This window comes from Vibrio sp. DNB22_10_4, from assembly GCF_052879755.1.
Genome location: NZ_JBNNXW010000007.1, coordinates 185422 through 210770 on the forward strand (window position 1 = coordinate 185422; position 25349 = coordinate 210770).

At 47.0% G+C, this 25349-nt stretch carries 20 protein-coding genes, 1 rRNA gene and 1 other annotated feature; of the genes, 10 read left to right on the top strand and 11 right to left on the bottom strand.

What is annotated here, in order from left to right:
- Positions 1 to 65 precede the first annotated feature (65 nt).
- Positions 66 to 995 carry an N-acetylmuramic acid 6-phosphate etherase gene (murQ, locus tag ACVA6Q_RS16830; RefSeq protein ID WP_446648241.1) on the bottom strand — a complete coding sequence of 310 codons (930 nt, stop codon included), beginning with the start codon at positions 993 to 995 and terminating at the stop codon, positions 66 to 68.
- 8 nt (positions 996 to 1003) lie between these two features.
- Positions 1004 to 2122: an anhydro-N-acetylmuramic acid kinase gene (locus ACVA6Q_RS16835; RefSeq protein WP_446648257.1), complete on the bottom strand. Its 1119-nt coding sequence runs from the start codon at positions 2120 to 2122 to the stop codon at positions 1004 to 1006.
- A gap of 102 nt (positions 2123 to 2224) precedes the next feature.
- Here ACVA6Q_RS16835 and nagZ point away from each other — a divergent pair, with 102 nt between their 5' ends.
- Positions 2225 to 3208: a beta-N-acetylhexosaminidase gene (nagZ, locus tag ACVA6Q_RS16840; protein WP_446648242.1), complete on the top strand. Its 984-nt coding sequence runs from the start codon at positions 2225 to 2227 to the stop codon at positions 3206 to 3208.
- Positions 3209 to 3593: 385 nt separating this feature from the next.
- On the opposite strand, the gene btsR is transcribed toward nagZ, so the two are convergent.
- A complete protein-coding gene (gene btsR, locus ACVA6Q_RS16845) occupies positions 3594 to 4319 on the bottom strand; it encodes a two-component system response regulator BtsR (protein WP_353497892.1) in 726 nt (241 codons plus the stop codon).
- On the bottom strand, positions 4316 to 6019 hold the full coding sequence (locus tag ACVA6Q_RS16850) for a LytS/YhcK type 5TM receptor domain-containing protein (protein ID WP_446648243.1): 1704 nt from the start codon (positions 6017 to 6019) through the stop codon (positions 4316 to 4318). The genes btsR and ACVA6Q_RS16850 overlap by 4 nt, the downstream gene beginning before the upstream one ends.
- Positions 6020 to 6268: 249 nt before the next feature.
- Between ACVA6Q_RS16850 and ACVA6Q_RS16855 the strand changes: the two genes are divergently transcribed.
- Complete coding sequence (locus ACVA6Q_RS16855) at positions 6269 to 7342, top strand: 3-deoxy-7-phosphoheptulonate synthase (protein ID WP_353497894.1); 1074 nt, start codon at positions 6269 to 6271, stop codon at positions 7340 to 7342.
- Positions 7343 to 7350: 8 nt separating this feature from the next.
- Positions 7351 to 8478: a bifunctional chorismate mutase/prephenate dehydrogenase gene (gene tyrA, locus ACVA6Q_RS16860; protein WP_353497895.1), complete on the top strand. Its 1128-nt coding sequence runs from the start codon at positions 7351 to 7353 to the stop codon at positions 8476 to 8478.
- A 59-nt stretch (positions 8479 to 8537) separates the two neighbouring features.
- Here the strand turns inward: tyrA and ACVA6Q_RS16865 are convergent, their stop codons facing one another.
- A complete protein-coding gene (locus tag ACVA6Q_RS16865; RefSeq protein ID WP_353497896.1) occupies positions 8538 to 9545 on the bottom strand; it encodes a M23 family metallopeptidase in 1008 nt (335 codons plus the stop codon).
- 149 nt (positions 9546 to 9694) lie between these two features.
- Positions 9695 to 11362, bottom strand: a complete 1668-nt coding sequence (gene ettA / locus ACVA6Q_RS16870) for an energy-dependent translational throttle protein EttA (RefSeq protein ID WP_446648244.1) — start codon at positions 11360 to 11362, stop codon at positions 9695 to 9697.
- A 302-nt stretch (positions 11363 to 11664) separates the two neighbouring features.
- Between ettA and sltY the strand changes: the two genes are divergently transcribed.
- Positions 11665 to 13644 (top strand): murein transglycosylase, encoded by a 1980-nt coding sequence (gene sltY, locus ACVA6Q_RS16875; RefSeq protein ID WP_446648245.1) that lies wholly within the window; start codon positions 11665 to 11667, stop codon positions 13642 to 13644.
- A gap of 72 nt (positions 13645 to 13716) precedes the next feature.
- Entirely contained in the window at positions 13717 to 14004 is a 288-nt protein-coding gene (trpR, locus tag ACVA6Q_RS16880; protein ID WP_353497899.1) for a trp operon repressor, read from the top strand.
- Between the two features lie 56 nt (positions 14005 to 14060).
- Here trpR and yjjX read toward each other — a convergent pair whose 3' ends face one another.
- On the bottom strand, positions 14061 to 14576 hold the full coding sequence (gene yjjX / locus ACVA6Q_RS16885; RefSeq protein ID WP_446648246.1) for an inosine/xanthosine triphosphatase: 516 nt from the start codon (positions 14574 to 14576) through the stop codon (positions 14061 to 14063).
- A gap of 190 nt (positions 14577 to 14766) precedes the next feature.
- Here yjjX and ACVA6Q_RS16890 point away from each other — a divergent pair, with 190 nt between their 5' ends.
- Positions 14767 to 15426, top strand: a complete 660-nt coding sequence (locus tag ACVA6Q_RS16890) for an OmpA family protein (protein ID WP_446648247.1) — start codon at positions 14767 to 14769, stop codon at positions 15424 to 15426.
- 59 nt (positions 15427 to 15485) lie between these two features.
- Here ACVA6Q_RS16890 and pheA read toward each other — a convergent pair whose 3' ends face one another.
- The 4 genes from pheA to bamD form a co-directional block, all read right to left on the bottom strand.
- On the bottom strand, positions 15486 to 16676 hold the full coding sequence (gene pheA, locus ACVA6Q_RS16895; protein ID WP_446648248.1) for a prephenate dehydratase: 1191 nt from the start codon (positions 16674 to 16676) through the stop codon (positions 15486 to 15488).
- 11 nt (positions 16677 to 16687) lie between these two features.
- Positions 16688 to 16809, bottom strand: a sequence feature (Phe leader region).
- Positions 16810 to 16948: 139 nt separating this feature from the next.
- Entirely contained in the window at positions 16949 to 17281 is a 333-nt protein-coding gene (gene hpf, locus ACVA6Q_RS16900) for a ribosome hibernation-promoting factor, HPF/YfiA family (protein ID WP_112459827.1), read from the bottom strand.
- A 287-nt stretch (positions 17282 to 17568) separates the two neighbouring features.
- The gene (locus ACVA6Q_RS16905) at positions 17569 to 19032 is read right to left on the bottom strand and encodes a transglycosylase SLT domain-containing protein (protein WP_446648258.1); all 1464 of its coding nucleotides are present in this window, start codon (positions 19030 to 19032) and stop codon (positions 17569 to 17571) included.
- Between the two features lie 111 nt (positions 19033 to 19143).
- Entirely contained in the window at positions 19144 to 19869 is a 726-nt protein-coding gene (gene bamD / locus ACVA6Q_RS16910) for an outer membrane protein assembly factor BamD (protein ID WP_353497903.1), read from the bottom strand.
- Positions 19870 to 19999: 130 nt separating this feature from the next.
- Between bamD and rluD the strand changes: the two genes are divergently transcribed.
- From rluD to ACVA6Q_RS16930, 4 genes are all read left to right on the top strand, one after another.
- Positions 20000 to 20974 (top strand): 23S rRNA pseudouridine(1911/1915/1917) synthase RluD, encoded by a 975-nt coding sequence (gene rluD, locus ACVA6Q_RS16915; RefSeq protein ID WP_353497904.1) that lies wholly within the window; start codon positions 20000 to 20002, stop codon positions 20972 to 20974.
- Positions 20974 to 21702 carry a peptidoglycan editing factor PgeF gene (gene pgeF / locus ACVA6Q_RS16920; RefSeq protein ID WP_446648249.1) on the top strand — a complete coding sequence of 243 codons (729 nt, stop codon included), beginning with the start codon at positions 20974 to 20976 and terminating at the stop codon, positions 21700 to 21702. The genes rluD and pgeF overlap by 1 nt, the downstream gene beginning before the upstream one ends.
- 84 nt (positions 21703 to 21786) lie before the next feature.
- On the top strand, positions 21787 to 24360 hold the full coding sequence (clpB, locus tag ACVA6Q_RS16925) for an ATP-dependent chaperone ClpB (protein ID WP_446648250.1): 2574 nt from the start codon (positions 21787 to 21789) through the stop codon (positions 24358 to 24360).
- A 524-nt stretch (positions 24361 to 24884) separates the two neighbouring features.
- Positions 24885 to 25349: ribosomal RNA gene (locus ACVA6Q_RS16930) — 16S ribosomal RNA — on the top strand; the annotation flags it as partial.

Here is a 25349-nt window from a genome sequence, read left to right on the forward strand (position 1 = left end):
GTAAAAAGGGTTAGCTTAGTGCTAACCCTTCTCGTTTTTATGAGCTTTTAGTTTAAGGTCGCGTATTAGTTGGCGCTTGTCTCGTTATCCACAGCCTTACGAAGAAATCCGTCTTGCTTTGTAAGCTGCTTCTCAGCATTGGCTTTGTCTAATCCCGTTAGAATCATGAGTATCGATAGTTTTACATCATAGTCCGTTTGTTTGAGTGCTGTCGTCGCAGCGTCTTTGTTGCAGTCGGTCGCTTGCATCACAATGCGCGTTGCACGGGCAACCAACTTTGCGTTGGTCGCTTTCACATCTACCATCAGGTTTTGATAGCTCTTGCCTAAGCGGATCATGCTCGCGGTTGTTAGCATGTTCAGAACCAGCTTTTGCGCAGTGCCAGACTTTAAACGTGTCGAGCCGGTCAGTGCTTCTGGTCCCACGACTGGGCTAATGGCAATATTCGCTACATTCGCAATATCAGAAGCGGGATTACATGACAGTGCCACTGACGTCGCGCCAACTTCGTTGGTATACTCAAGAGCACCAATCACATAAGGTGTTCGGCCGCTTGCCGCGATGCCCACCACCACATCTTTGTCGGTAAGCACGATATCTTTTAAGTCTTGCGCACCAAGCACTGGGTCATCTTCTGCCCCTTCTTTGGCTTTAAACATTGCCTCTTTACCGCCTGCTATAATGCCAACTACCATATCAGGGTCGGTTCCAAAGGTTGGCGGGCACTCCGATGCATCCAACACGCCAAGACGACCGCTGGTTCCTGCGCCAACATAGAGTAAGCGCCCCCCCTGTTTGAAGGCTTCTGTAATGGCATCGACGGCCTCGGCTATTTCTGGAATCACTTTTTCGACGGCGAGCGGAACTAGGCTGTCTTGCTGGTTCATACGCATCAGGATTTGCTCAGACGAGAGCAGATCGATATCCATGGTTTCCGGGTTGCGCCCTTCAGAGACGAGTTGGGAAAGCGCATTTAATAAAGCGTCGTTTGTCATAGTGAGTCCTAGTTAGCAGGGTAAAACACACCTAGCGGTACGGCTTTGCTGGCGCCGGTCACCGAAGGTAGATTGCTTGGTATTTTATTTATAAAACAGTGTGCCAGCCAAGCGAAGGCCATCGACTCCATGTAGTCACCGCTGATCGCTTCACTATCGGTAGAATCGACGTGCCAGTTTGCGAGTAGCTCGCTCATGCGGCTCATGATAATCGGGTTGTTCGCGCCGCCGCCACAGACGAGCAGTTTTGGACTGGCACCAACGCAGTATGGCTTGACTGCTTGGGCGATGGTTCTGGCGGTAAATTCGGTGAGCGTGCGTAATACATCGTGGTTGTTAACGGCGCTATCTAGTTTTGCTAGCTGAGTTTGCAACCACTCACCGTGATAATACTCACGCCCGGTACTTTTTGGTGCGCTGCGCTTGAGGTAAGGGTCGGTGAGCATCTGTGCCAACAAGCTATCGTTAACGTTTCCATGTTTGGCAAGGTGTGCATCTTGGTCAAAAGCTTGCAAGAACGCGTGGGAACACCAATGATCCAATAGCACATTGCCAGGCCCAGTATCAAATCCTACGACATCACCATTTGGTTGCAGAACGGATACATTGGCAATACCGCCAATATTAAGGATCACTTGAGTCGATTCACTGTCACTAAAAAGGTAGCGATGAAAAGCAGGTACTAAGGGCGCGCCTTGACCACCTAGCGCCATGTCTTTGCGTCTGAAATCACCGACAGTATTAATGCCAGTGAGCGCGGCAACCAGGTTGTTATCGCCCAACTGGGTGGTAAATGGCATTTCGCCGTCTGGCTGGTGAAAGACCGTCTGCCCATGGTTGCCGATTGCGGTGATGTCACCAGCGCTGTAGTTCGATTTAGCCAGTAGTGATTCCACCGCACGCACATAGAGTTTTCCGAGTTTATGGTCGAGTTCACCGACTTGTTTTAGGCTGGTGGGTTGTCCTTGGCATATCGCTAGCACCTCACTTTTAAGGGCGTCGGGATAGCTCAAGAAATCGCTGTCTACGAGACGAATCTGCTTGTCCCTAATCGCAACAATGGCGGTGTCGACACCATCTAGGCTAGTGCCAGACATGATACCGATATACAACGCTTCCTTTGACATCATAAACTTACTCCGTTTTTACGTAGCTTTATTGTAAATCAAAAACAATAGGAATAACCTCTGGGGATGCCCATTTGATAATAAATTTGCAGAGGAGCAACTATGGGACCGCTATGGATTGATGTGGCAGGCTACGAACTGACTGCGGAAGATCGCGAAATTTTAGAGCACCCAACCGTCGGTGGCTTGATTCTGTTTGCTAGAAACTACCATGACTCCGAGCAGCTTATTGAACTCAATCGACAAATCCGTCAAGCGGCGAAGAAGCCTATTGTCATTGGTGTTGATCAAGAGGGTGGGCGAGTACAGCGTTTCCGTGACGGGTTTACTTTGCTGCCGCCTGCGGCGCGTTATGCCAAGCTTAAAGACGAAGCCTTGGCGCATCAAGCGGGTTGGCTGATGGCCGCTGAGCTGATTGCTCATGATATTGATTTAAGCTTTGCGCCAGTCTTAGACCAAGGCGAGCAAAGCAAAGCCATTGGTAATCGCGCCTTTGGGGATAATTTCCAAACTATCGTGCAATACACCACTGCTTTTATGGCGGGTATGAAGTCAGCGGGTATGGCGACAACCGGAAAGCATTTTCCTGGGCACGGCGGCGTGACTGCAGACTCGCATCTTGAAACGCCAGTGGATAATCGAGACTCTATTTTTGAGGACGACATGCGTATCTTCCAAGCGCATATCAAAGCTGGCGTGCTTGATGCGATGATGCCAGCCCATGTGGTGTTCCCTCATTACGATGATAAACCAGCGAGCGGCTCAAGCTACTGGTTAAAAGAGGTACTTCGTAAACAGCTTGGTTTCAACGGTATCGTGTTTTCTGATGACCTCTCTATGGAAGGTGCTGCGATTATGGGCGGCCCTGCGGCGCGCGCTCAGCAAGCACTCGATGCGGGCTGCGATACGCTGTTAATGTGTAATAACCGCAACTCGACAATTGAAGTATTGGATAACTTGCCGATTACCAAAGTGAAGCAGGCAAGTCGCATGCTTAGAAAGAAGAACTTTGACTTAGCAGAGCTTAAGAAAAGTGCTCAGTGGAAAGCGGCGAATAGTAAGGTGTTGTCGGCGCTGGAAGGTTAGGGGGGCGTTTCAGGATTAGAACAACTCTCAACGCGCGTCATTCCACTAGCCTTGCGCAGGGGTGACGGCTATTTTGGTAAATGGCTCTAAAGCGCGCGTCATTCCTGCGTAGGCAGGAATCTACTTGAGGCTTGGTGCGAGAGTTGAGTAGACCCCTGCCTGCGCAGGGGTGACGGTTATTTTGATAAATGGATTTAAAGCGCGCGTCATTCCTGTGCAGACAGGAATCTTCCTGAGGCTTGGTGCGTGCGTTGAGTAGATCTCTGTCTACACAGGAGCGCGGCTAGTGGAATGACGAACCCTTGGATATTGACCGGGCTCATAGGTAACATTTCTAACCAGGCACATTGGTAACAAGTGCTAATGTGCAAGCTAGCTGAGAGAATTAGTGAAACCCCAACGTCTCTTTCAACGCCTTCAAATACCGGCGACTCACTGGTATTGGATGGTCACTTTGGGTAATGATTTCCGCCAGCCCGTTCTCCAATAACTTGATCTCTTTAATTGCCTTCACATTGACCAAAAACTGGCGATGACAGCGAATCAGAGATGTCTTGTCTTCAATCACTTTCAGCGTTAATTGCGAGGTGGCTTTCTGGGTCGCCGTTTGTACGTGCACGCCAGACAGGTCACTGTAAGCAAACTCCACATCTTTAGTGGCAATAATGACGATACGGTTGTGACCAGAACAGGGAATTTGATCAAGTGTAGGCGGTGCGATGGGATCAAAGCTTTCTGTTTGGGTTGTATCGCGTTTGTTTAGGCGCTTGACGGTTTTAGCTAGGCGGCAAGGGTCGACGGGCTTGAGCAGATAATCGAACGCATTGTCTTCGAAAGCTTGGATTGCGTACTGGTCATACGCGGTGACAAACACGACATTCGGCATAGTATCTGGATCTAACATGCTCAAAAGCTCAATGCCGGTGATCTGTGGCATTTGAATATCGAGGAACACCACATCAGGTTTGTGTTGATTTATTTTCTTCAAACCTTCTATGGCGTTGCTGGCTTGATCGATGATCTCAATTTGATCAAACTCAGATAAAAGCTCAATAAGCTCCTCACGAGCAAATAACTCATCATCAATTACTATTGCGGTTAACCGTGTCATGAGGCGATAGCCGTCCTTTTATCGTCTGAATTTGCGGGCGCTGGAATAATAAAGCTCATCCGTGTGTGTTGGTGGTTTTCCACTTCAATTTTTAGCGCTGAGTCACGTCCAAATTGATTGCGTAGGCGTTTATCTACGATCTGCATCCCCAGACCTTGGTGATCTTGCTCAGGTGGCTGGTAGGTGCCAGCGTTATCTTCTACCGTCAGCCGATAACCTTGCTCACACGGTGCACTGAATATTCGAATTGAACCACCCTCGAGTAGATTAGAGATGCCGTGCTTGATGGCATTCTCAACTAGGGGCTGCAAGGTAAAGCTGGGCACGGTTTGTTCGAGTAGCTCGGGGCTGATATCAATATCCACTTCCAAGCGGTCGGTAAACCTTGCCTTTTCAATCGTGAGGTAAGCATTGACGTGCGCGAGTTCTTCTTTGAGGGTCACCGTTTCGATGTTTTGCTTGAGGTTACTGCGAAAGAACTGCGATAAATGCTGAATTAAACTGCGAGCCTTGTCTGGGTCTCGGCGTGTAATAGCACTAATGGTATTGAGCGCGTTAAACAGAAAGTGCGGATTCACTTGTGCATGCAGCAGTTTAATTTCTGCTTGATTGAGTAGGGTCTGCTTGTGGATGTAGTCACCATGCAGAATTTGGCTGGAAAGAAGCTGAGCAATGCCTTCAGCCATCGACATATTGATGGTTGAAAACAGTTTACGCTTCGGCTCGTACAGCTTTATGGTGCCAATAACCTCGTCTCCGGTACGCAGCGGTATGATCAGGGCCGAACCTAGCTTGCAGTCCTTGGAAATTGAACATTGATATGGAGTTTCTTTACCGTCGAGGTAGATGATGTCGTTGTTGTTCATCGAGTCGAGGGTGCTTTGTGATGAGATTGGGCGGTTCAGTTTATGGTGGTCGGCGCCAATGCCAACAAACGCTAAGATCTTTTCTCTGTCGGTGATGGCAACGGCGCCAACATTGGTCTCTTCGTAAATGATACGCGCAATTTTACTGGCGTTGTCGGAGTTAAAACCGTGCACCAAAATCCCCACTGAGCGCTCAGCAATGTTTAAAGCGCGACGTGAAAAGGTTGCTGAGTACTCTTCAAAGATGGTTTTTCGATCTTGCAGTATGCTCATAAATAGCGCGGCGCCTACCGAATTGGCAATAATCATTGGCGCTGCGATATTAGAGACGAGCGTGTAAGCTTGATCGAACGGCTTAGCGACAATCAAAATAATCAGCATCTGTACCACTTCGGCGACAAAGGTCACGTAGAACACCACTAATGGATTAAATAGCTGCTCTTTCTTGCCTTTATGAAGGAAGTAAAGGTGCATAATGCCGCCAATTACCCCTTCAGCGGTGGTTGAGATAGCACAAGCGACATCCGTGAAGCCGCCCAACGTGTAGCGGTGCATCCCCCCAGTAAAGCCCACAGCAAAACCGACGACCGGCCCTCCGAATAGGCCGCCCATTACTGCACCAATGGCTCGTGTATTGGCAATCGCATCGTCGATCTGAAGGCCAAAGTAAGTGCCAAGAATACAAAATGAAGAGAACAGCACATAAATGCTGAATTTATGACTCAAGCGATTGGTTACGCTAAACAGTGGCAGAAACAGCGGCGTTTTGCTGAGCATATAAGCCAGCATCAGATACACACACATCTGTTGCAGCAGAGAGATAATTAAGTCCATGGATACCACCTCAACCTCGATGGTTTTATTGTAACCCAAGTACGAATAAAGAGGAGGGGAACATCTCTAAGTCTGATAGTAGAGTGAAAGCAGAATAGAGATAAGTTAGTGTACAATTAAGTTTACATTAAGTGTTTTTTAAAGTTTACGCTTGCATGTGTTTTTTATCTATGTATATTACCAGTTAAAGCTTATCCGAACGTGGAAGTGACAAAAGTTCGGTGTAAAAATAAATTTACAGGTGACGAGATGAAAAAGAGCGAACTCAGTAATATTAATATCAGTGACGAACAGGTACTAATTACGCCGGAACAACTAAAACAAAAACTGCCGCTTAGTGAAAAAGCGCGTAAGTTCATCCAAGACTCTCGTGAAACCATCGCTGACATCATCCATAAAAAAGACCATCGCCTATTGGTTGTATGTGGCCCTTGTTCTATCCATGATGTGGATGCAGCAAAAGAATATGCGAAGCGCCTAAAAGCACTCTCAGAGCAGTTGAGTGATCAGCTTTACATCGTGATGCGTGTTTACTTTGAAAAGCCTCGTACCACAGTGGGTTGGAAAGGTCTTATCAACGATCCTCAACTTGATGGCACGTTCGACATTGAGCACGGTCTGCATGTAGGTCGTCAGTTGCTGGTGGAACTGGCAGAAATGGAAATCCCTCTGGCAACAGAAGCGCTTGATCCAATCAGCCCACAGTACCTAGCGGATACCTTCTCATGGGCAGCGATTGGTGCACGTACAACAGAATCACAAACTCACCGCGAAATGGCGAGTGGTCTGTCTATGCCTATCGGCTTCAAAAACGGCACCGATGGTAGCTTAGCAACCGCAATTAATGCGATGCAAGCGGCATCTTCAAGCCACCGCTTCATGGGTATTAACCGTGAAGGACAGGTAGCACTATTGACGACCCAAGGTAATGCTAACGGTCACGTAATTTTGCGTGGCGGTAAACAAACTAACTACGATTCAGTGTCTGTGACTGAATGTGAGCAGGAGCTTGCCAAATCGAACCTAGACGCATCCCTAATGGTCGATTGTAGCCACGCGAACTCACGTAAAGACTACCGTCGCCAGCCATTGGTTGCTGAAGATGTTATCCATCAAATCCGTGAAGGTAACAAGTCGATTATCGGGCTAATGATTGAAAGTCACCTCAACGAAGGTAACCAGAGTAGCGATATTCCTCTAAGCGAAATGAAATACGGTGTGTCTATCACCGATGCGTGTATCAATTGGGATTCAACTGAGGCACTATTACGTCATGCTCATACTGAGCTTGTCCCATTCTTGGAAAATCGTATTAAGGAATAATGACATCCATGGCTGCTGAACTGAACGCATTGCGTGACCAAATCGATGACGTTGATAAGCAGATGCTTGAGCTTTTGGCAAAGCGTCTATCTCTTGTGGAGCAAGTTGGTGAAGTAAAGAGCCGACATGGCTTACCCATCTATGCCCCTGACAGAGAAGCAGCCATGCTGGCCTCTCGCCGTGAAGAAGCGGCAAAAAAGGGTGTGCCGCCGCAACTTATAGAGGACATCCTACGCCGCACTATGCGAGAGTCTTACGCCAGTGAAAAGGACTCAGGCTTCAAGTGCCTCAACCCAGAATTGCGCTCGGTTGTGATTGTTGGTGGTAAAGGACAGTTGGGTGGCTTGTTTGGTCGTATGTTTACCTTGTCTGGCTATCAAGTAAAAGTACTTGGCAGCCAAGATTGGGATCGCGCCGACGAGATCTTAGACAATGCCGGTCTAGTGGTAGTGACGGTGCCCATTCACCTAACAGAAGGGGTGATTGAGAAGCTTGGTAACCTGCCAGAAGATTGCATTTTGTGTGATTTAACGTCAGTTAAGTCTAAGCCACTCAATGCCATGCTTAACGTTCACCAAGGTCCTGTTGTAGGTCTGCACCCAATGTTTGGTCCAGACGTTCCAAGTCTTGCTAAGCAGGTTATTGTTTACTGTGATGGTAGACAAGACACAGAGTACCAATGGCTGCTTGAGCAGTTTAAAATTTGGGGCGCAAGTCTATGCCAGATCTCTGCAGAGCAGCACGACAAAGGCATGACGCTTATCCAGGCACTACGTCACTTCACCTCGTTCGCATACGGCCGTCACCTAAGCCAGCAGAACCCAGATCTTGATACTTTGGTGAAACTAAGTTCACCTATCTACCGCCTTGAGCTTGCTATGGTCGGCAGACTGTTTGCTCAAGATCCAACGCTTTACGGTGATATTATTATGTCGTCGGATGAAAACATTGAGATGATTAAGTGTTTCCACAAACAGTTCGGCGAAGCGTTAGCGCTGCTCGACAGCAAGGACAAAGCCCAGTTCGTGACAGAGTTTAATGAGGTCAGCGATTGGTTTGGTGATTACTCACAGCAATTTATGTCTGAGAGCCAGAACTTGCTCAAGCAGGCGAATGATGCGATTCATCGTGGCTAGTTGACTAAATATATCGAGTGAATGAGATAGAAAAAACGCAGCGAGTTAGCTGCGTTTTTTTAATTGGTTTGTTCGGTGTCTATCGCGTCGACTTCTTCATTGCCAGCGGTCTTAATCGATGAATCCACATAAGGCGCATTGGTCAGGTTAATCTGAAGCTTAACCACACTACTAACCAACTCAATCAATGGCGCCCATTGTACTTTCTTCTCTTTTTCAAAGACATAATCGAAGTTTTCTGGACTCCAATCGATAAAGTACTGAGGGTTTAAAGTACGACCCAAGAAGCGGATTTCATAGTGAAGGTGTGGGCCTGTCGAGGTGCCACTGTTGCCGCAAGTGGCCAGCACATCGCCTTTACTCACAAACTGACCGCTCTTCGCTTTGAACTTGTGTAGGTGAGCGTAAGAGCTCATAAAACCAAAGGCGTGACGCACGGTGAGATAGTTACCATAACCTTGGCGGCTGGGTCTTACGGTTTCAACGACGCCGTCTGCGGGCGCTAAGATCTGTTCACCAGTTTTACAGGTTAGGTCGATACCGCTATGTACATGACGCTTACCGGTAATAGGGTGTGTACGCCTGCCATAAGAAGAAGAGATGCGCTGATAAGTCATCGGACTATCATTGGGAATGAGTCTGAGCATGGTCGCGCGCACTGCTGAATCAATGGCTGCCGCATCAATGCGCTCTTCTAATGGCATCTCACTGTCATACTGCTCTTCATCAACAAGACCAAGTACCGCTTCCACATCGTTAACACGTTTACCCAGAAGCTGTAATGAATCACGTTTCTCTTCAAGCTCTTGAGAGAGCGCGTGCATTTCATTCACTTGCTGTTCCAGCTTCACCTCGAGCATCGCTTTTTCTTGATTAAGACTCGCTAATGAACCTTCAGTTGAGGTCAGTTCGAGTTGCGATTGTTGATATGAATAGCCAACTAAACCCAAGCCAACAGGAAAAGCCGCAGCAAGTAAGATCGCTGTATAGGTGCGCTTTTTCCCTAGGCGCAGCGTTCTCTTCTTTCCTTGTTGTGTCGGGATAACCACCCGGATCTTATTAGGCATAGTGACAGTTCATAAAAGACAGTGTGTCTATAAAATAAGGTGAATTTTCAGTAAATTTCGCTGATTTATGGTGCAAAATCACAAAAAAAAGAGGGCGCTATTATCGGCGCCCTCTAGGAAAAAAACAAGTTTATCTCAAATATGGGTGATTATTTTGAGATACGCTTGTATTTGATACGGTGTGGTTCAGCGGCTTCAGGGCCAAGTGTCTTCTTCAACCATTCCATGTATTCGGTGTAGTTACCTTCGTAGAAGTTAACCTGACCTTCGTCACGGTAGTCGATGATGTGCGTTGCAATACGGTCTAGGAACCAACGGTCGTGCGAGATAACCATGGCACAGCCAGGGAACTCAAGCAGTGCTTCTTCTAGTGCACGTAGCGTTTCAACATCAAGGTCGTTGGTTGGCTCATCGAGTAGCAGCATGTTACCGCCAGCTTTAAGAAGCTTAGCAAGGTGAACACGGTTACGCTCACCACCAGATAGCTCACCGATGATCTTCTGTTGGTCACTACCTTTGAAGTTAAAGCGCGAACAGTAAGCACGAGCTGGGATCTCAAAGTTGTTGATCTTGATAATGTCAGCGCCTTCAGAGATCTCTTGGAATACAGTGTTACTGTCATTCATTGAGTCACGGAACTGCTCAACAGACGCCAGCTTAACGGTGTCACCTAGATCAATCGTACCTGAATCTGGCTGCTCAGTGCCGCTTAGCATTTTGAATAGCGTTGATTTACCTGCACCGTTGGCGCCGATAATACCCACGATAGCACCCTTAGGAATGCTGAATGATAAATCATCGATAAGTACGCGGCCGTCGAAAGACTTAGTCAGGTTGTTCACTTCAAGAACTTTGTCACCTAGACGCTCACCTGGCGGGATGAACAGCTCGTTAGTCTCGTTACGCTTCTGGTGATCGCCGCTTTGCAGTTCTTCAAAGCGCGCCATACGTGCTTTAGACTTCGCTTGGCGACCTTTAGGGTTTTGACGAACCCACTCAAGTTCTTTCTCGATGGTCTTTTGACGAGCTTTCTCTGATGACGCTTCTTGTTGTAGACGCGCATCTTTTTGCTCAAGCCAAGAGGTGTAGTTACCTTCCCATGGAATACCTTCACCACGGTCAAGTTCTAGAATCCAACCTGCTGCGTTATCTAGGAAGTAACGGTCGTGGGTAATCGCCACAACGGTGCCAGTATAATCAACAAGGAAGCGCTCTAGCCAAGCGACAGATTCAGCATCCAAGTGGTTGGTTGGTTCGTCAAGAAGCAGCATGTCTGGCTTCTCAAGCAGTAGGCGACAGATAGCAACACGGCGACGCTCACCACCAGAAAGGTGTTGGATCTTCGCATCCCACTCAGGAAGACGAAGTGCATCTGCAGCGCGCTCCAGTGCATTTTCTAGGTTGTGGCCTTCTTTCGCTTGAATCAGCGATTCTAGTTCACCTTGTTCTTTTGCTAGCGCATCAAAGTCTGCATCTGGTTCTGCGTAAGCCGCGTAAACTTCATCAAGACGCTTCATAGCGCCAACAACATCAGAAACGGCTTCTTCTACGATTTCGCGAACCGTTTTTGACTCGTCTAGTACTGGCTCCTGCGGTAGGTAACCTACGTTAAGCCCTGGTTGTGGGCGAGCTTCACCATCAATGTCAGTATCAATACCTGCCATGATGCGTAGCAGTGTCGATTTACCTGCGCCGTTAAGACCAAGTACACCGATTTTCGCGCCTGGGAAGAAGCTTAGAGAAATGTCCTTGAGGATTTGTCGCTTTGGTGGCACCACTTTGCTCACGCGCGACATAGTATAGACGTATTCAGCCATTGCCGATCGTTCCTAATTTTGAAGTCAATAAAGTTTCTATTTTACACCACCGAGCGGAATCCTTTCAATTTTACTTCAGAGATTACTTTGAAGAATGCGTACATCGAATGCGCTACTGGCCCCAGTCGCCGCGTAACAAACAGTCAGAAACAAATTCTTAATGACAAAGCCATTGGAAAGTTGACCTATTTGGTCTTAAATTGAAGTTTGACCATGCACTCAACACTGGCTGACATAGCGGTACGGAAAACAATAACAATACTTCTCTTGGTCAACTGTTACAGCATCGAAGGAACGGTTACATGAACTCTAAACAACGATACCGGAAGCCGCTCGTCAGTACCGCTTGCGGAGCTATCGTGACTTTGGCTTTACCAGCGCTAATGAGTAGCGCGGTTGCCTCTGAAACTAATGCGTCAGCCTCCGAAAATAAGCTTGAGCGCCAGCGTGCAGCTTACGATATGGCGCAAGAACTGATTGATAGTAGAAACATCAACGGTTACAACAAAATCCGCCCGAAAATCGCGGATTACTCTTTAACACCTTATGTCGATTATCGCGTATTTTCGCTGCAGTTAGCTGACAAATCTGTATCGCAAGTGAACCGTTTTATCGAGAAACATCAGGCTTTTCCTTTTTCATCACGCATTCGAGCCCCCTATCTAGACCAGCTCGCCAGGCAAAAGCGTTGGGACGATTTGCTCTCGTTTCAAACCCGCTACCCAAGTGGTGAACGTTACCAATGTCACTACCACTATGCGCAGTTAAAAACAGGTGATACGGATTCAGCCTATGATGGAGCAAAAACATTGTGGAAAAGTGGTGACAGTGTTGATAGTGCTTGTGATCCTCTATTTGATTCGTGGACCAAAGCGGGGCTGCGCAGCGATGAACTGGATCTCGAGAGAATGACACTGGCGTTTCAACGTCGCAATGGCTCTTTGATTAACTATCTGAATAAACAGCTCAAAACTTCCAAGGGCAAACAGCAAGGTAAGCAAATTCAAAGTTTGTTTAAATCACCGAAAATGGTGACCAAGTTTGCTTCAAGCAACTTCCCTGAGCCCAATCGTTCCACTCTCACCGAACTTGCCTTGCAAAAGCTTGCTCGCAGTGACAAAGAGCAAGCTCGCACAGCGCTAGCTTCGCTTAATAAAAACAGTCAATTGACCTCGGAACTCAAACAATCGATGAATGAGTACGTGGCAATGCGGTTTATTACTACCGACTCAGATAGCGAAGCCAAATGGCGCGACAGTATTTTGGCGAAATCTAGCAGCGATGGGTATTTAGAACGCCGTGCTCGACTAGCGGTGCAGCAAGCCGATTGGAGGGGGTTGGAGCAATGGATTGGTAAGCTCAGTGACAAAGCTAAGCAGACTAGTCGCTGGCAGTATTGGCTTGCGAGAGCGGAGATCAGTCGTGGCGATAAAGCGCAGGGTGAAAAACGATTGGAATCGATTGTCGGGCAGCGCAATTTCTATAGTGCGGCTGCTGCAGTTCAGCTCAAGCATTCGATTGTCTATCCTATTTCTACCACCACGCTCGATAACGCCGCGATAGCGCCATACCAAACGAGCTTAACACGCATCGAAGAGTTAATTGCGCGCGATAAAATTGCTGCAGCAAAATCTGAGTGGCGCTTTTTGCTGTCTAGAGTATCCACACCAGATAAAGAGATGCTGGCAGCGTATGCAGGCAAAAAGCGTTGGCATCATCTGACGGTGGTCGCAACCATTTCAGCCAAAATGTGGGACAACATGAGTCTTCGCTTTCCACAGGCACATGCATGGTGGTTTAACTTTTATGGTGAGAAGCTTGACCTAGACAAGGATCTTCTTATGTCTTTAGCAAGGCAGGAGAGTGCAATGGATGTGGAGGCTCGTTCACCTGTTGGCGCAAGAGGGGTTATGCAAATTATGCCCGCTACGGCTAAGTACACCGCTAAGAAGCATAAGATTGCCTACAAGCGCACTAGCGAGCTTTATCAGGTCGCAAAAAACATTGAAATCGGTTCGCATTACTTGAATGAATTACTAGGGAACTACGACGATAATCGTATTTTTGCGCTTGCGGCTTACAACGCAGGACCCAACCGCGTTAAGCGCTGGCGTGCGGCATCCGATGGTAATTTAGATGCTATCGCGTTTATAGAAGCGATACCGTTTAGAGAGACTCGTGGCTATGTTCAGAACATTCTGATGTTCCAGGTTTATTACCGTGATCTGATGGGTGTTCAGGGAAGTTTCCTAACCGATGCTGAGGCGAAAAGACGTTACTGATGACCCTGGGCTAGGCATTGGCGCGAGCTTGGGGTTAGAATGGAGTATTGCAAGTATCTAATGGAATGATTCATGGAACCTCAATACCAAGACTGGCAACAAGTTCTCGACCTGATCCAACGCTCACAAAGTACAGAGCAGCAAGCGCAGTTAATGACTCTTTTGTTGACTCCTGACGAACGTGAAGCGGTGACGGCTCGCGTCAATATTTTGTGTGAGCTGTTAAAGGGCGATTTATCTCAGCGTCAAATTAGCCAGATGTTAGGGGTGGGTGTTGCGACAATTACTCGTGGCAGTGCAGAAGTGAAACGTCTTGAGGACGCCGACAGGAACGCGCTTAGCGACTTATTACTTAAATAGCGAGACCTTTGAGTCTCGCTCATTCTTTTTATCGCTAAGCGATAGAAAATAGGCGGTTAGAAATGCTCGGGGTTAACGAAAGGAATTAAAGCCAGTATTAACGCTTGATGATACACCGAGCTTCGAGTGAGCTGGTGCTGTGTGAGCAGCGCAATGGCTCCACCTTTTTGCTTGATGTTGTCGGTACCAAATGTTTTGTCCATCACGTCTCCAAGCTCGACGGTGGGTGACAGCTGCTCGACGACCGCAGGGGGCAACATCAAACTGGCGCTTCGCGATTCACCAATCAAGCCTTGAGATTCAATCACCATCCACGCAAACGTGCAGCCGCCGTCAAGTCCGGCTTCTATCCCTATGTAATAATCGCTACCTTTCTTGACCTGCTTCGCGTTATTGACTCGGTTTACTGCACCGCGGTGTGTTTCTTCGTTATCCATGGGTTGATCTGCTACGCCGCTAGGGACGCTGACGCCTTCAAACTCAAAACTTTGGTTCGGAAAAGCCGACTCAAACGCGCTTTTTACAGCATTAATTTTGGCGGGATTAAGAGAGGCAATGACAACCTTTTTCATGACAGACATATCCATGTAGAGAACGTAACAACCTAATTCTAACGTAAATCTTCCTTATTCATGTCATTAAATTTTTCAATATCCGTACTCTGTTAATGAGCTTATTTGAAGTTCAATTAACAGCGAATATAATTTTTATAGTATGATGTTCTGTTTTCTAGATCAGAAGCATCGACAAGAGACAATGGATATGAAATTAAAACAAGTAGTGGTGGCTTTAGGGATTGTGACGCTGGCAGGTTGTCAGGCAACGCAGCGTCAAAATGCCACAACCGGTGAATACGAAACGAACTCTGCAACCAAAGGTGCCGTAATTGGTGCCATTGCAGGCACTGCAGTGGGTATCGCCTCCGGGGGCGATAGTAAGGGCATTCTGTTAGGTGCAGCGAGTGGTGCTGCCATTGGTGGTGGCGCGGGCTACTACTTCGATCAACAGGAAAAAGCACTTCGCCAAGAGCTGTTAAATTCTGGTGTGCAAGTTGAACGTACTGGTGACAACCAGCTCGTACTTCGCCTTGAAAACGGTATTGGCTTTGCCAGCAACTCACACGCGTTAGATCGCAATATTCATAAAACGCTGCAAGGCGTGGCGCGTATTCTGGTTGAATACCCAGATACTAGTCTAGTGATTGATGGCTATACCGATAGCACTGGTAGTGCGAGTTACAATCAAGAATTATCTGAGAAGCGCGCTGAACAAGTTCGTGCTTTCCTCGTAAGCCAAAAGGTTGCCCCCGGCCGCGCAGTAGCGCGTGGAATGGGGGAGCGCTTTCCAATCTGTAGCAACTCTACGACGGAAGGACGCCAATGCAATCGACGCGTAGAGATCAAAATCTTGCCTCTTACATAAGCAGCGCTTTCTAAGATGACATAAAAAAATCCCTAGGTCGTGCCTAGGGATTTTTTGTTTTAGTCTTTCTTATCGGTCAGGTCTGGAATGACCGGTTTGACATTGTCGATAGGGTAGCAGCCAAGCACTTTTAAGTGCTTAGTGATCTTCACTAGCTCATCGACCGCGCACTTCATCGCTTCAGAATCCTTATGGCCTTCTACATCGACATAAAACATCTCTTCCCATGGGTTACCAATAATAGGACGCGACTCAAGCTTGGTCATATTGATGCCATAACGCTGCAGCACCAATAGGGTTTCCACCAGTGAGCCAGCTTCCTGTGACGTTGCCATAATGAAAGTGGTTTTCGCCGGAATTTGTGCAGACACTTCGACAGGCTTTCTCGCCACGATAATAAAGCGCGTATGGTTTTCTGTTTGGTTAGCAATATTGCCTTGAATAGATTGCAAGCCATAAAGTTTACCGCTTGCGGCATGACCAATTGCTGCTACGTCATCGCGGTTTAACTGTTGTACCTTTTGCATCGCATCAGCAGTGCTCGCACAAGACTCTAATGTCACGCCTTTTAGGCGGCTCAAAAACTCACTACATTGCTGATGCGGCTGTGGGTGTGAATAGAGCGTTTTGATGTTTTCGAGACGAAGCTCTTTGGTTGCAACAAGACAATGTTCAATCGGTTGGGTGATTTCGCCAACGATATGCAGTGTCGTGTGTTGAAGTAAATCGAACACCTCGTTGATCGAACCTGAGCTGGTGTTCTCAATGGGAAGCACACCGTAATCCGCATGACCGGATTCAACGGTTTTGATGACTTCTTTAAACTGATCGCAGTTAAGCTCAACCAATTCGGTGTTCTTGCGCGAGAAGTAGTCACGACTTGCCAAGTGCGAGTATGAGCCTTTGGCGCCTAAGAATGCGACGCGTGCCACTGGCTTTCTGCTCTGGTCTGGGTTGGCGAGATTTTGCAGGTAGACCTGTTGAAGCAACACTGAGTCTTCAATGATAGTGTGAAAAATCTTGGTGATGTATGGCGCATCAAGCTCGTATTTATCTTTACCATTGTTAATCAGCTTGACGAGTAGCTGCTGCTCACGAGCGGCATCACGAACCGGCTTCGAAGTCTGTACCTTACTTTTAGCAACTTCAATACTGAGCTGACGGCGCTCGGATAGCAGTTGCAGCAGGTTGTCATCCAACTCGTTGAGTCGCAGGCGAATGTCGTCAAGAGAATACTTAGTGTCGGTCATCAAATAATCCTTATAAAAAAGCCTCCCAATTGGGAGGCTTTCCGTTCGTTTTTGACTTTTCTTTCGAAAACGAAGAAGCCTCCAAGCCTAGTGGAGAAAAAAGAAGTCAAAAAAGAACAGAATAATTGGGCGCATAAATCGTTGTTTATCAGTTTGTATTGGCTAAGCCCCACAATAAGCAAGGGAGCATGGGGCGTCAAGCAAAAAAATAGCGCCCGTAGGCGCTATATAATGATGACTAAATTGAATTGCTTTTCGCTAAGACGACCGAATTATTCGACTTCTTCTACTTCAGCTAGCTCTGGCTTCTCTGTGCGGCGAGCTTCCGGTTTGTGTCTTAGTTTGTTTAGCTGACGTTCTAGCTTCTGTTCAACCTCGTTCACGGCAGCGTATAAATCTTCATGAGTAGCGGAAGCGACAAGTTTGCCTTTGGGTACCGTAATGGCCGCTTCGAATTTCATCTGTTTGTTTGGCTCTTCGTTGAAAGCAGTTTGGCAGCTGATGATGTCGACTTGCCACTTTTCTAACTTCTTAAATTTGCTTTCGATATGCTCACGGATTGCAGAGGTGATCTCAATGTTTTTACCAGTGATGTTTACTCTCATATGTTTTTTCCTCTGTTGCATCCCTCATGGGTTAACTCCAGATTACTCATCCAGACCGAAAAGAATGTGATCTAGATCACTCTTGTGTAATGGTTTTTGATGTCCAAATCTAAATGTGATCTATCGCAAAACTTTGTATCGTTAACAGTAAAAAAGCCTTTTCTTTCCTCCAAAAGTCATTAATTTGGATAGAGTAGCGTTCTGAAAATTCCCCATTTTTGGCGACTTAGTACGACCTAAGAAAAGTTGCTGTCTATTAAATGCTCACTAATGAAATGTGATCTTTGTCACTTAACTGTTTCCTCCTTGTTACTCCCCAATACTCTGTAGAATTCAATGTCTTGATTTTTGGCTTGTTGCTCTTCGCGGATCTCCTGCAATGACTCCAACTGTTTGTAGATAACAAAGTACCGGTTGATGTTGGCCACATAGGTGACAGGCTCTGAGCTGATGTTGCGTCGCGCCATGAGTTCGACGTTGCCAAACCACTTATTGGGATCGTAACCGTGCTTTTCGGCTAAGCGTCTCATGCGTGATATGTTGCCGGGGCCGGCGTTATAAGCAGCCAGCGATAGATAGACTTTGTCATCTTCGCTAATGGCATCATCACTGAAATAGCGATCGCGAATAAAGCGTAAATATTTCACCCCAGCATGTACGTTGTTGTCGATGTTGTTGATGTTCTTTATGTTGACGTTCTGATCTCGTGCTGTGCTCGGCAGCACCTGCATAATACCGACAGCACCTTTTGGAGACACCTTGTTTTGATTAAGTTTTGACTCTTGAAATGCTTGTGCTGCAATCATTAGGAAGTCAAAGTCGTATTGGTCTGCGTACTTTTTAAATAGTGAAACCAGCTTCTCTAATTGATCAATGTTTTTGGGATCAAGCGCTTTGGCAAACCATGACGTGTTCTCCAGATACTTGTTATAGATAACATTGCCTAGCAGTGTGCCCTCTTTGGCCGTTTTGATATAAGCATTAACTTGCTCTGCAAGCTTCGGGCTACCTTTGCGCATCGCCCAAGCTATCTGTCCGCCGCTACGTATTGGAATACCGCTGTGAATGTTCAAATCATCAAAGGTTTTGTTCCAGAAGTAAGCTTTGTGGCTATCAAGAACAGTCGCGCTGACTAAGCCTTGTTTGACCATCTCAACCAGTTCGTAATCTTGTAATGTTTCTTCTAAGTACTGAACCAATACAGGCGGGCGTCCGTCTCCGGTGAGTGTTTTATTGAGTTCTTGCAGACTTTCAAAATAGCTTGAACTGGCACGTACCCAGACTTCTTTGCCACTTAAGTCTTCGGGGCTTAAGAGAGTAGGGTAGTCGTCGCTGGTGATGATGAGCTCATCGATATTGTCGAGTATGGGGCGACTGAATTCGATTACGGCTTCACGAGCTGGGGTTACGGTAAGATTAGCAACAATGAGGTCGCCGTAACCATTGACCAGTGCAGGGATAAGATCGTCGCGCGGTACGGGTATGACTTGTACTTTGAGTTTGGGGAATCTTTTCTTTAGGTAATTTTCAAAGTGATAGAGCTGCTCGGCACCGATGCCCCTTGGTTGCCCTTTTTCGATGTAGTAAAAACCGAGATCGGCAGACACCAATACACGTAGTACTCGCTTTTCTGTGAGCGTGTCTAAGTCCCCTGTATAAGGGGTGTTGCTTAATGGACTTAGTTCTAGTGCTCGCAGTGGTAGCGAGAAGACAACGAAAACAAAAACCAGTAATAGTGCTTTCACTTCTATTCCTTTTTCACTACATATCTAATGATAACTATATAAATGAAAACGGATTTTCGCCAACTTAGACACAAAAAAAGCGCTGATAAGACAGCGCTTTTTTAAAGGTTTAATCTATTATTGCGGGTTGAGTTCTATGAGCTTTTCAGTGCGCTCAACTTGCTCTTTCATGCCTAGCTTTTCGTAGGCTTGCTTTTGAATGCTGAGTGACTTACGCGCAGCTTCAGTATCTGGGTAGGTCTTTTGAAGCTCTTGTGTGCGGTTAATTGCCGCAATCCAGGCTTCACGTCGCAGGTAAAAATCTGCCGTTGCCAAATCGTAATTCGCGAGGCGATTCTTCAGTGCTACCATGCGCTTTGCAGCATCTTCGGCATAGGCACTGTTTGGGTAGCGCTTCAGCAAGCGGTCGAAATCTGCGAACGCTGCTTTTACTGGCTCAGGATCTCGGTCAGAACGGTCGATACGGAAGATATCGTGCATAAAGTTACGATCTTGCGCCATATGGCTTAGACCGCGCATATACAGAACCCAATCCGAGCGCTCGTGCGTAGGATTTAGGCGAGAAAAACGTTCGATGGTCGCAAGCGCTAATGGCAGGTCATCGTTCTTATAGTAGGCATAGATGAGATCAAGTTGCACCTGCTCAGTGTAAGCACCAAATGGGTAACGAGAGTCTAGTGCTTCAAGGCGCTCAATGGCCGACGTCCAGTTACCACTTTGCAGTGACTCTTGGGCTTCTGAATACAACTGAGACGGCGGGACATCTGGGACGGTGACTTCTTTGTCAGCACAACCAAACAACAAAGCTATAGAAAGCAAGCCTGTTAGTTTAAGTAGTTTCATACGAGAACGAGTTTCCTTGACGTAAATATTTTTCCGCTTCCATTACTTTTCTTGTCAGTAACAGATACAATGATGAGCTATATTATCCACACTCGTGGTATTAGTCCCAAGGTTTTTTAAAAAGTTCGATATGGCTCAGCAGATTGAATTAACAAATACAGTAAAAGACAGCCAGTTAGGTCAACGTTTAGACCAAGCTGTAGCTGAACTCTTCGCAGATTTTTCTCGCTCGCGCCTGAAAGAATGGCTACTTGACGGAAAAATTGCGGTTAACGGTGAAGTGGTTACCAAGCCTCGCACTAAGGTGATGGGCGGTGAACTGATTACCGTTCAAGCTGAACTAGAAGATGAAGAACGCTTCGAAGCGCAAGATATTCCTCTAAACATCGTTTACGAGGATGATGACATCATTGTTATCAATAAGCCAAGAGATTTCGTTGTCCATCCTGGAGCAGGGACACCAGATGGCACGGTTCTGAATGCGCTTTTGCATCATTACCCAGCTATCGCGGAAGTACCTCGTGCAGGTATCGTTCATCGTCTCGATAAAGACACCACAGGTTTGATGGTAGTGGCGAAGACGGTTCCATCGCAAACGCGTTTGGTTCGTGCTCTGCAAAAACGTAATATTACTCGTGAGTACGAAGCGATTGCGATCGGCAAAATGACCGCGGGTGGTATGGTGGATAAGCCAATTGGTCGCCATTCTACGAAACGTACGTTGATGGCGGTGAATGAGCTCGGTAAACCAGCGGTGACTCACTACCGTGTTGCAGAACACTTCCGTGAGCATACCCGTATTAGATTGCGTCTAGAGACGGGTCGTACCCACCAGATCCGTGTACACATGTCTTATCTACAGCATCCACTTTTAGGTGATACCGCTTACGGTGGTCGCGCACGCATCCCGCGCGGTGCAAGTGAAGAGCTAACGGATATGATCCGTAGTTTCGATCGTCAAGCGCTGCACGCGGTAATGTTGAGGTTTGCTCACCCAGTGACTGGCGAAGAGATGGAGTTCCATGCACCAGTGCCTGACGATATGGTGGCAATGGCAGAAGCGCTTCGCGAAGACACTAAGCTAAATAAAGAAGAAGACTATTAATGTCGACTCTTAAGCCAAATTGGCACACCGCACCGAATGTGAGTGCGGTGACTTCAACTCGAGAAGGCGGTGTATCAAAAGCGCCGTTTTCTGGGTTGAATCTAGGGATGCATGTCAGTGATAACCCTGCGGATGTTGAAGCGAATAGAGCTCAACTAGCTACGTTAGCGAACATGCCAACCGCGCCAGTTTGGCTTAATCAAACCCACTCTACTGTGGTTGCCAATATTGCGACTCCCACTGATGTCGTTATCGATGCCGATGCGAGTTTTACGACTCAGCCAGGTGTCGTGCTCAGTGCAATGACCGCGGACTGTTTGCCGATTTTGCTAGCGGCTAAAGACGGCACTGCCGTTGCTGCTGTTCATGCCGGCTGGCGCGGCCTTGCTGATGGTATTGTTGAAAATGCAGTGTCTCTTTTCGAGACTGAGCTGCAAGCTTGGATTGGCCCTGCCATTGGCTTTGATAGTTTTGAGGTCGGTGAGGATGTTCGTGAGGCATTTTGTGCAAGTCATTCTGAATACGCTATTGCATTCAAACCCCACTCGTCATCAGGTAAGTGGCTGGCGGATCTAGCATCGATTGCTGAGATGAAGCTCAAGTCACTTGGAGTCAATTCAGTTACTCAGAGCGGGCTATGTACCTTCAAGGATCCTACTCGCTTTTATTCTTATCGACGCGATGGGCAAACTGGCCGTATGGCGAGCTTTATTTGGATCAACGCCTGATTTTCTATTTCCACTCTTGAAATCCTCAATGTGAGTAACCATCTTATTTGCATATCAAGCCGTATGTAATTAAAGGGGGTTGCTGTGCGCTTAGATCGATTTACTAGCAAATTCCAAGTCGCTATTTCTGATGCTCAGTCTCTAGCTCTAGGGCGAGACCATCAATATATTGAACCTGTCCATCTCATGGTTGCTTTGCTTAACCAAGAGGGAAGCTCTATTCGTCCATTGCTGACAATGTTGAACGTCGATGTGGTTCATTTACGTTCAAAACTGGCCGAGCTATTGGATAAGCTTCCAAAAGTGACAGGCGTAGGTGGTGACGTTCAGCTATCTAGTTCAATGGGTCAGCTCTTCAACCTATGTGATAAGGTGGCTCAAAAACGCCAAGATTCGTATATCTCATCTGAGATTTTCTTGCTTGCGGCTATCGAAGACAAAGGCGCATTAGGACAACTGCTTAAACAGCAAGGTCTTACGGAAGCGAAAATCAACCAAGCCATTGAGCAGATTCGTGGCGGTCAAAAGGTTGATGACCCAAACGCAGAAGAAAAACGCCAAGCGCTAGAAAAGTTCACTATTGATCTTACCGAACGTGCTGAGCAGGGCAAACTTGATCCGGTGATTGGTCGTGACGATGAGATCCGACGAACGATTCAAGTATTGCAGCGCCGTACCAAAAATAACCCGGTCATTATTGGTGAGCCTGGTGTGGGTAAAACCGCCATTGTTGAAGGGTTAGCTCAACGCATTATCAATAATGAAGTACCGGAAGGCTTACGTGGTCGCCGAGTTCTTTCCCTTGATATGGGCTCTTTGGTGGCTGGCGCTAAATATCGTGGTGAATTTGAAGAACGTTTGAAATCGGTACTCAATGAGCTTGCCAAGGAAGAAGGCAACATCATTCTATTTATCGATGAACTGCACACCATGGTTGGGGCGGGTAAAGGCGAAGGTTCAATGGATGCCGGCAATATGCTCAAACCAGCGCTTGCCCGAGGTGATCTGCATTGTGTTGGCGCGACTACTCTAGACGAATATCGTCAATATATAGAGAAAGATGCTGCACTTGAGAGACGATTCCAAAAAGTGCTGGTAGATGAGCCAAGTGTTGAAGACACGGTGGCGATTCTTCGTGGATTGAAAGAACGTTACGAATTGCATCATCACGTGGAAATCACGGACCCAGCGATTGTTGCGGCGGCCAGTCTTTCCCATCGTTACGTAACCGATAGACAGCTACCTGATAAGGCGATTGATCTTATTGACGAAGCCGCTTCAAGCATTCGTCTGCAAATTGATTCTAAGCCAGAGTCATTAGATAAGCTTGAGCGTAAAATCATCCAGCTTAAAATAGAGCAGCAAGCACTGAAAAACGAGTCGGATGATGCAAGTAGTAAGCGTCTCTCTGCCTTAAATGAAGAGCTGCACACTAAAGAGCGTGACTATGCTGAGCTTGAAGAAGTATGGAATGCAGAAAAAGCGGCGCTTTCGGGTACGCAACATATTAAAGCTGAGTTAGAACAAGCAAGATTGGATATGGATGTGGCAAGACGTGCTGGTGATCTAAACCGTATGTCTGAGCTTCAATATGGGCGTATCCCAGAGCTAGAGAAACAACTAGACCTAGCGACGCAAGCTGAGATGCAAGAGATGAGCCTGCTTCGTAACAAAGTGACAGACGCTGAAATTGCAGAAGTATTGTCGAAGCAAACCGGTATTCCTGTATCTAAGATGCTAGAAGCAGAAAAAGACAAACTGCTTCGTATGGAAGAGGTTCTACATAAACGCGTCATTGGTCAAGCGGAAGCGGTGGAAGCGGTTTCCGATGCGATTCGTCGTAGTCGTGCAGGCCTTGCCGACCCGAATAAGCCTATTGGTTCGTTCTTATTCTTAGGTCCGACAGGTGTGGGTAAAACTGAGCTGTGCAAAACGCTCGCCAACTTTATGTTCGACAGTGAAGATGCCATGGTGCGTATCGACATGTCTGAGTTCATGGAGAAACATTCGGTGGCGCGCCTAGTCGGTGCTCCTCCTGGTTATGTTGGCTATGAAGAAGGTGGCTATTTAACGGAAGCGGTGAGACGTAAGCCATATTCGGTGATCTTACTTGATGAGGTAGAAAAAGCGCATCCAGATGTCTTTAATATTCTTCTACAAGTATTAGATGATGGTCGCCTTACCGATGGACAAGGTCGCACGGTGGATTTCAGAAACACTGTCGTCATCATGACGTCGAACTTAGGGTCGTCGAGAATCCAAGAGAATTTCCAAGTTCTCGATTATGAAGGCATTAAGCGAGAAGTGATGGATGTAGTGACGTCTCACTTTAGACCTGAGTTCTTAAACCGTGTGGATGAAAGTGTGGTATTCCACCCACTAGGTCAGCAACACATTAAGTCGATTGCTAGCATTCAGCTTGAGCGTTTAGGTAAGCGCATGGAAGACAGTGGCTACTCGTTAGTCGTGGCAGATACAGCTCTCGATTACATTGCGAAAGTGGGCTATGACCCGGTATACGGAGCTAGACCTCTAAAACGAGCAATTCAGCAAAGTATAGAGAACCCACTCGCTAAAGAGATACTAGCAGGTAAGGTGGATCCCACTAAACCGGTCAAACTAATCGTCAATAACGACAAAATTGCGGTTGGCCAATAGCTGTTACTAGCGTTTTGGCAAATAAAAGGGGAGGTTACTCCCCTTTTTTGTGTCTTTTTTGGGCGTTCTGATTCATTTGTGTGCGAATGGAAAGAAAAAGCGAATTTAGTGCAAATTAGCGCTTGCCAAGTGAATGGCGATCTCTATAATGCCACCTCGCTGACACGGGAACGGAGAGAGAAATCTCCAACGAGTCAGAAGGTCAAAAGCTTCTGAGGAAGCCAAGCAAAATAAGTTGAAAAAAGTGGTTGACACTAAAGCTTATCTCGCTAAAATGGCCGTCCGTTTTGAAGCAAGCTTCGAAACAAGCTCTTTAACAATATAAACCTATCAATCTGTGTGGGCACTCGTTGATGATAATCAAATTAGATACCTCGGTATCAAATTAGGTTTTCAATGAACTGAGTGACCAATCAAGTCGAAAGACTTGGCACAGTCAATTCATTATCGTTCTGTTGGAACGATAATAGCTTTGAATTACTTATGTAGTTTAAAGTCAGTATTCATTGAGCCGACAAAATCTTAAATTGAAGAGTTTGATCATGGCTCAGATTGAACGCTGGCGGCAGGCCTAACACATGCAAGTCGAGCGGAAACGAGTTAACTGACCCTTCGGGTGACGTTAACGGCGTCGAGCGGCGGACGGGTGAGTAATGCCTGGGAATATGCCTTGATGTGGGGGATAACCATTGGAAACGATGGCTAATACCGCATAATGCCTTCGGGCCAAAGAGGGGGATCTTCGGACCTCTCGCGTCAAGATTAGCCCAGGTGGGATTAGCTAGTTGGTGAGGTAATGGCTCACCAAGGCGACGATCCCTAGCTGGTCTGAGAGGATGATCAGCCACACTGGAACTGAGACACGGTCCAGACTCCTACGGGAGGCAGCAGTGGGGAATATTGCACAATGGGCGCAAGCCTGATGCAGCCATGCCGCGTGTGTGAAGAAGGCCTTCGGGTTGTAAAGCACTTTCAGTCGTGAGGAAGGT

What these genes read in the sequence shown, in the direction of transcription:
- murQ (WP_446648241.1), bottom strand. Translation starts at nt 995, where the DNA reads ATGACAAACGACGCTTTATTAAATGCGCTTTCCCAACTCGTCTCTGAA.
- ACVA6Q_RS16835 (WP_446648257.1), bottom strand. Translation starts at nt 2,122, where the DNA reads ATGTCAAAGGAAGCGTTGTATATCGGTATCATGTCTGGCACTAGCCTA.
- nagZ (WP_446648242.1), top strand. Translation starts at nt 2,225, where the DNA reads ATGGGACCGCTATGGATTGATGTGGCAGGCTACGAACTGACTGCGGAA.
- btsR (WP_353497892.1), bottom strand. Translation starts at nt 4,319, where the DNA reads ATGACACGGTTAACCGCAATAGTAATTGATGATGAGTTATTTGCTCGT.
- ACVA6Q_RS16850 (WP_446648243.1), bottom strand. Translation starts at nt 6,019, where the DNA reads ATGGACTTAATTATCTCTCTGCTGCAACAGATGTGTGTGTATCTGATG.
- ACVA6Q_RS16855 (WP_353497894.1), top strand. Translation starts at nt 6,269, where the DNA reads ATGAAAAAGAGCGAACTCAGTAATATTAATATCAGTGACGAACAGGTA.
- tyrA (WP_353497895.1), top strand. Translation starts at nt 7,351, where the DNA reads ATGGCTGCTGAACTGAACGCATTGCGTGACCAAATCGATGACGTTGAT.
- ACVA6Q_RS16865 (WP_353497896.1), bottom strand. Translation starts at nt 9,545, where the DNA reads ATGCCTAATAAGATCCGGGTGGTTATCCCGACACAACAAGGAAAGAAG.
- ettA (WP_446648244.1), bottom strand. Translation starts at nt 11,362, where the DNA reads ATGGCTGAATACGTCTATACTATGTCGCGCGTGAGCAAAGTGGTGCCA.
- sltY (WP_446648245.1), top strand. Translation starts at nt 11,665, where the DNA reads ATGAACTCTAAACAACGATACCGGAAGCCGCTCGTCAGTACCGCTTGC.
- trpR (WP_353497899.1), top strand. Translation starts at nt 13,717, where the DNA reads ATGGAACCTCAATACCAAGACTGGCAACAAGTTCTCGACCTGATCCAA.
- yjjX (WP_446648246.1), bottom strand. Translation starts at nt 14,576, where the DNA reads ATGAAAAAGGTTGTCATTGCCTCTCTTAATCCCGCCAAAATTAATGCT.
- ACVA6Q_RS16890 (WP_446648247.1), top strand. Translation starts at nt 14,767, where the DNA reads ATGAAATTAAAACAAGTAGTGGTGGCTTTAGGGATTGTGACGCTGGCA.
- pheA (WP_446648248.1), bottom strand. Translation starts at nt 16,676, where the DNA reads ATGACCGACACTAAGTATTCTCTTGACGACATTCGCCTGCGACTCAAC.
- hpf (WP_112459827.1), bottom strand. Translation starts at nt 17,281, where the DNA reads ATGAGAGTAAACATCACTGGTAAAAACATTGAGATCACCTCTGCAATC.
- bamD (WP_353497903.1), bottom strand. Translation starts at nt 19,869, where the DNA reads ATGAAACTACTTAAACTAACAGGCTTGCTTTCTATAGCTTTGTTGTTT.
- rluD (WP_353497904.1), top strand. Translation starts at nt 20,000, where the DNA reads ATGGCTCAGCAGATTGAATTAACAAATACAGTAAAAGACAGCCAGTTA.
- pgeF (WP_446648249.1), top strand. Translation starts at nt 20,974, where the DNA reads ATGTCGACTCTTAAGCCAAATTGGCACACCGCACCGAATGTGAGTGCG.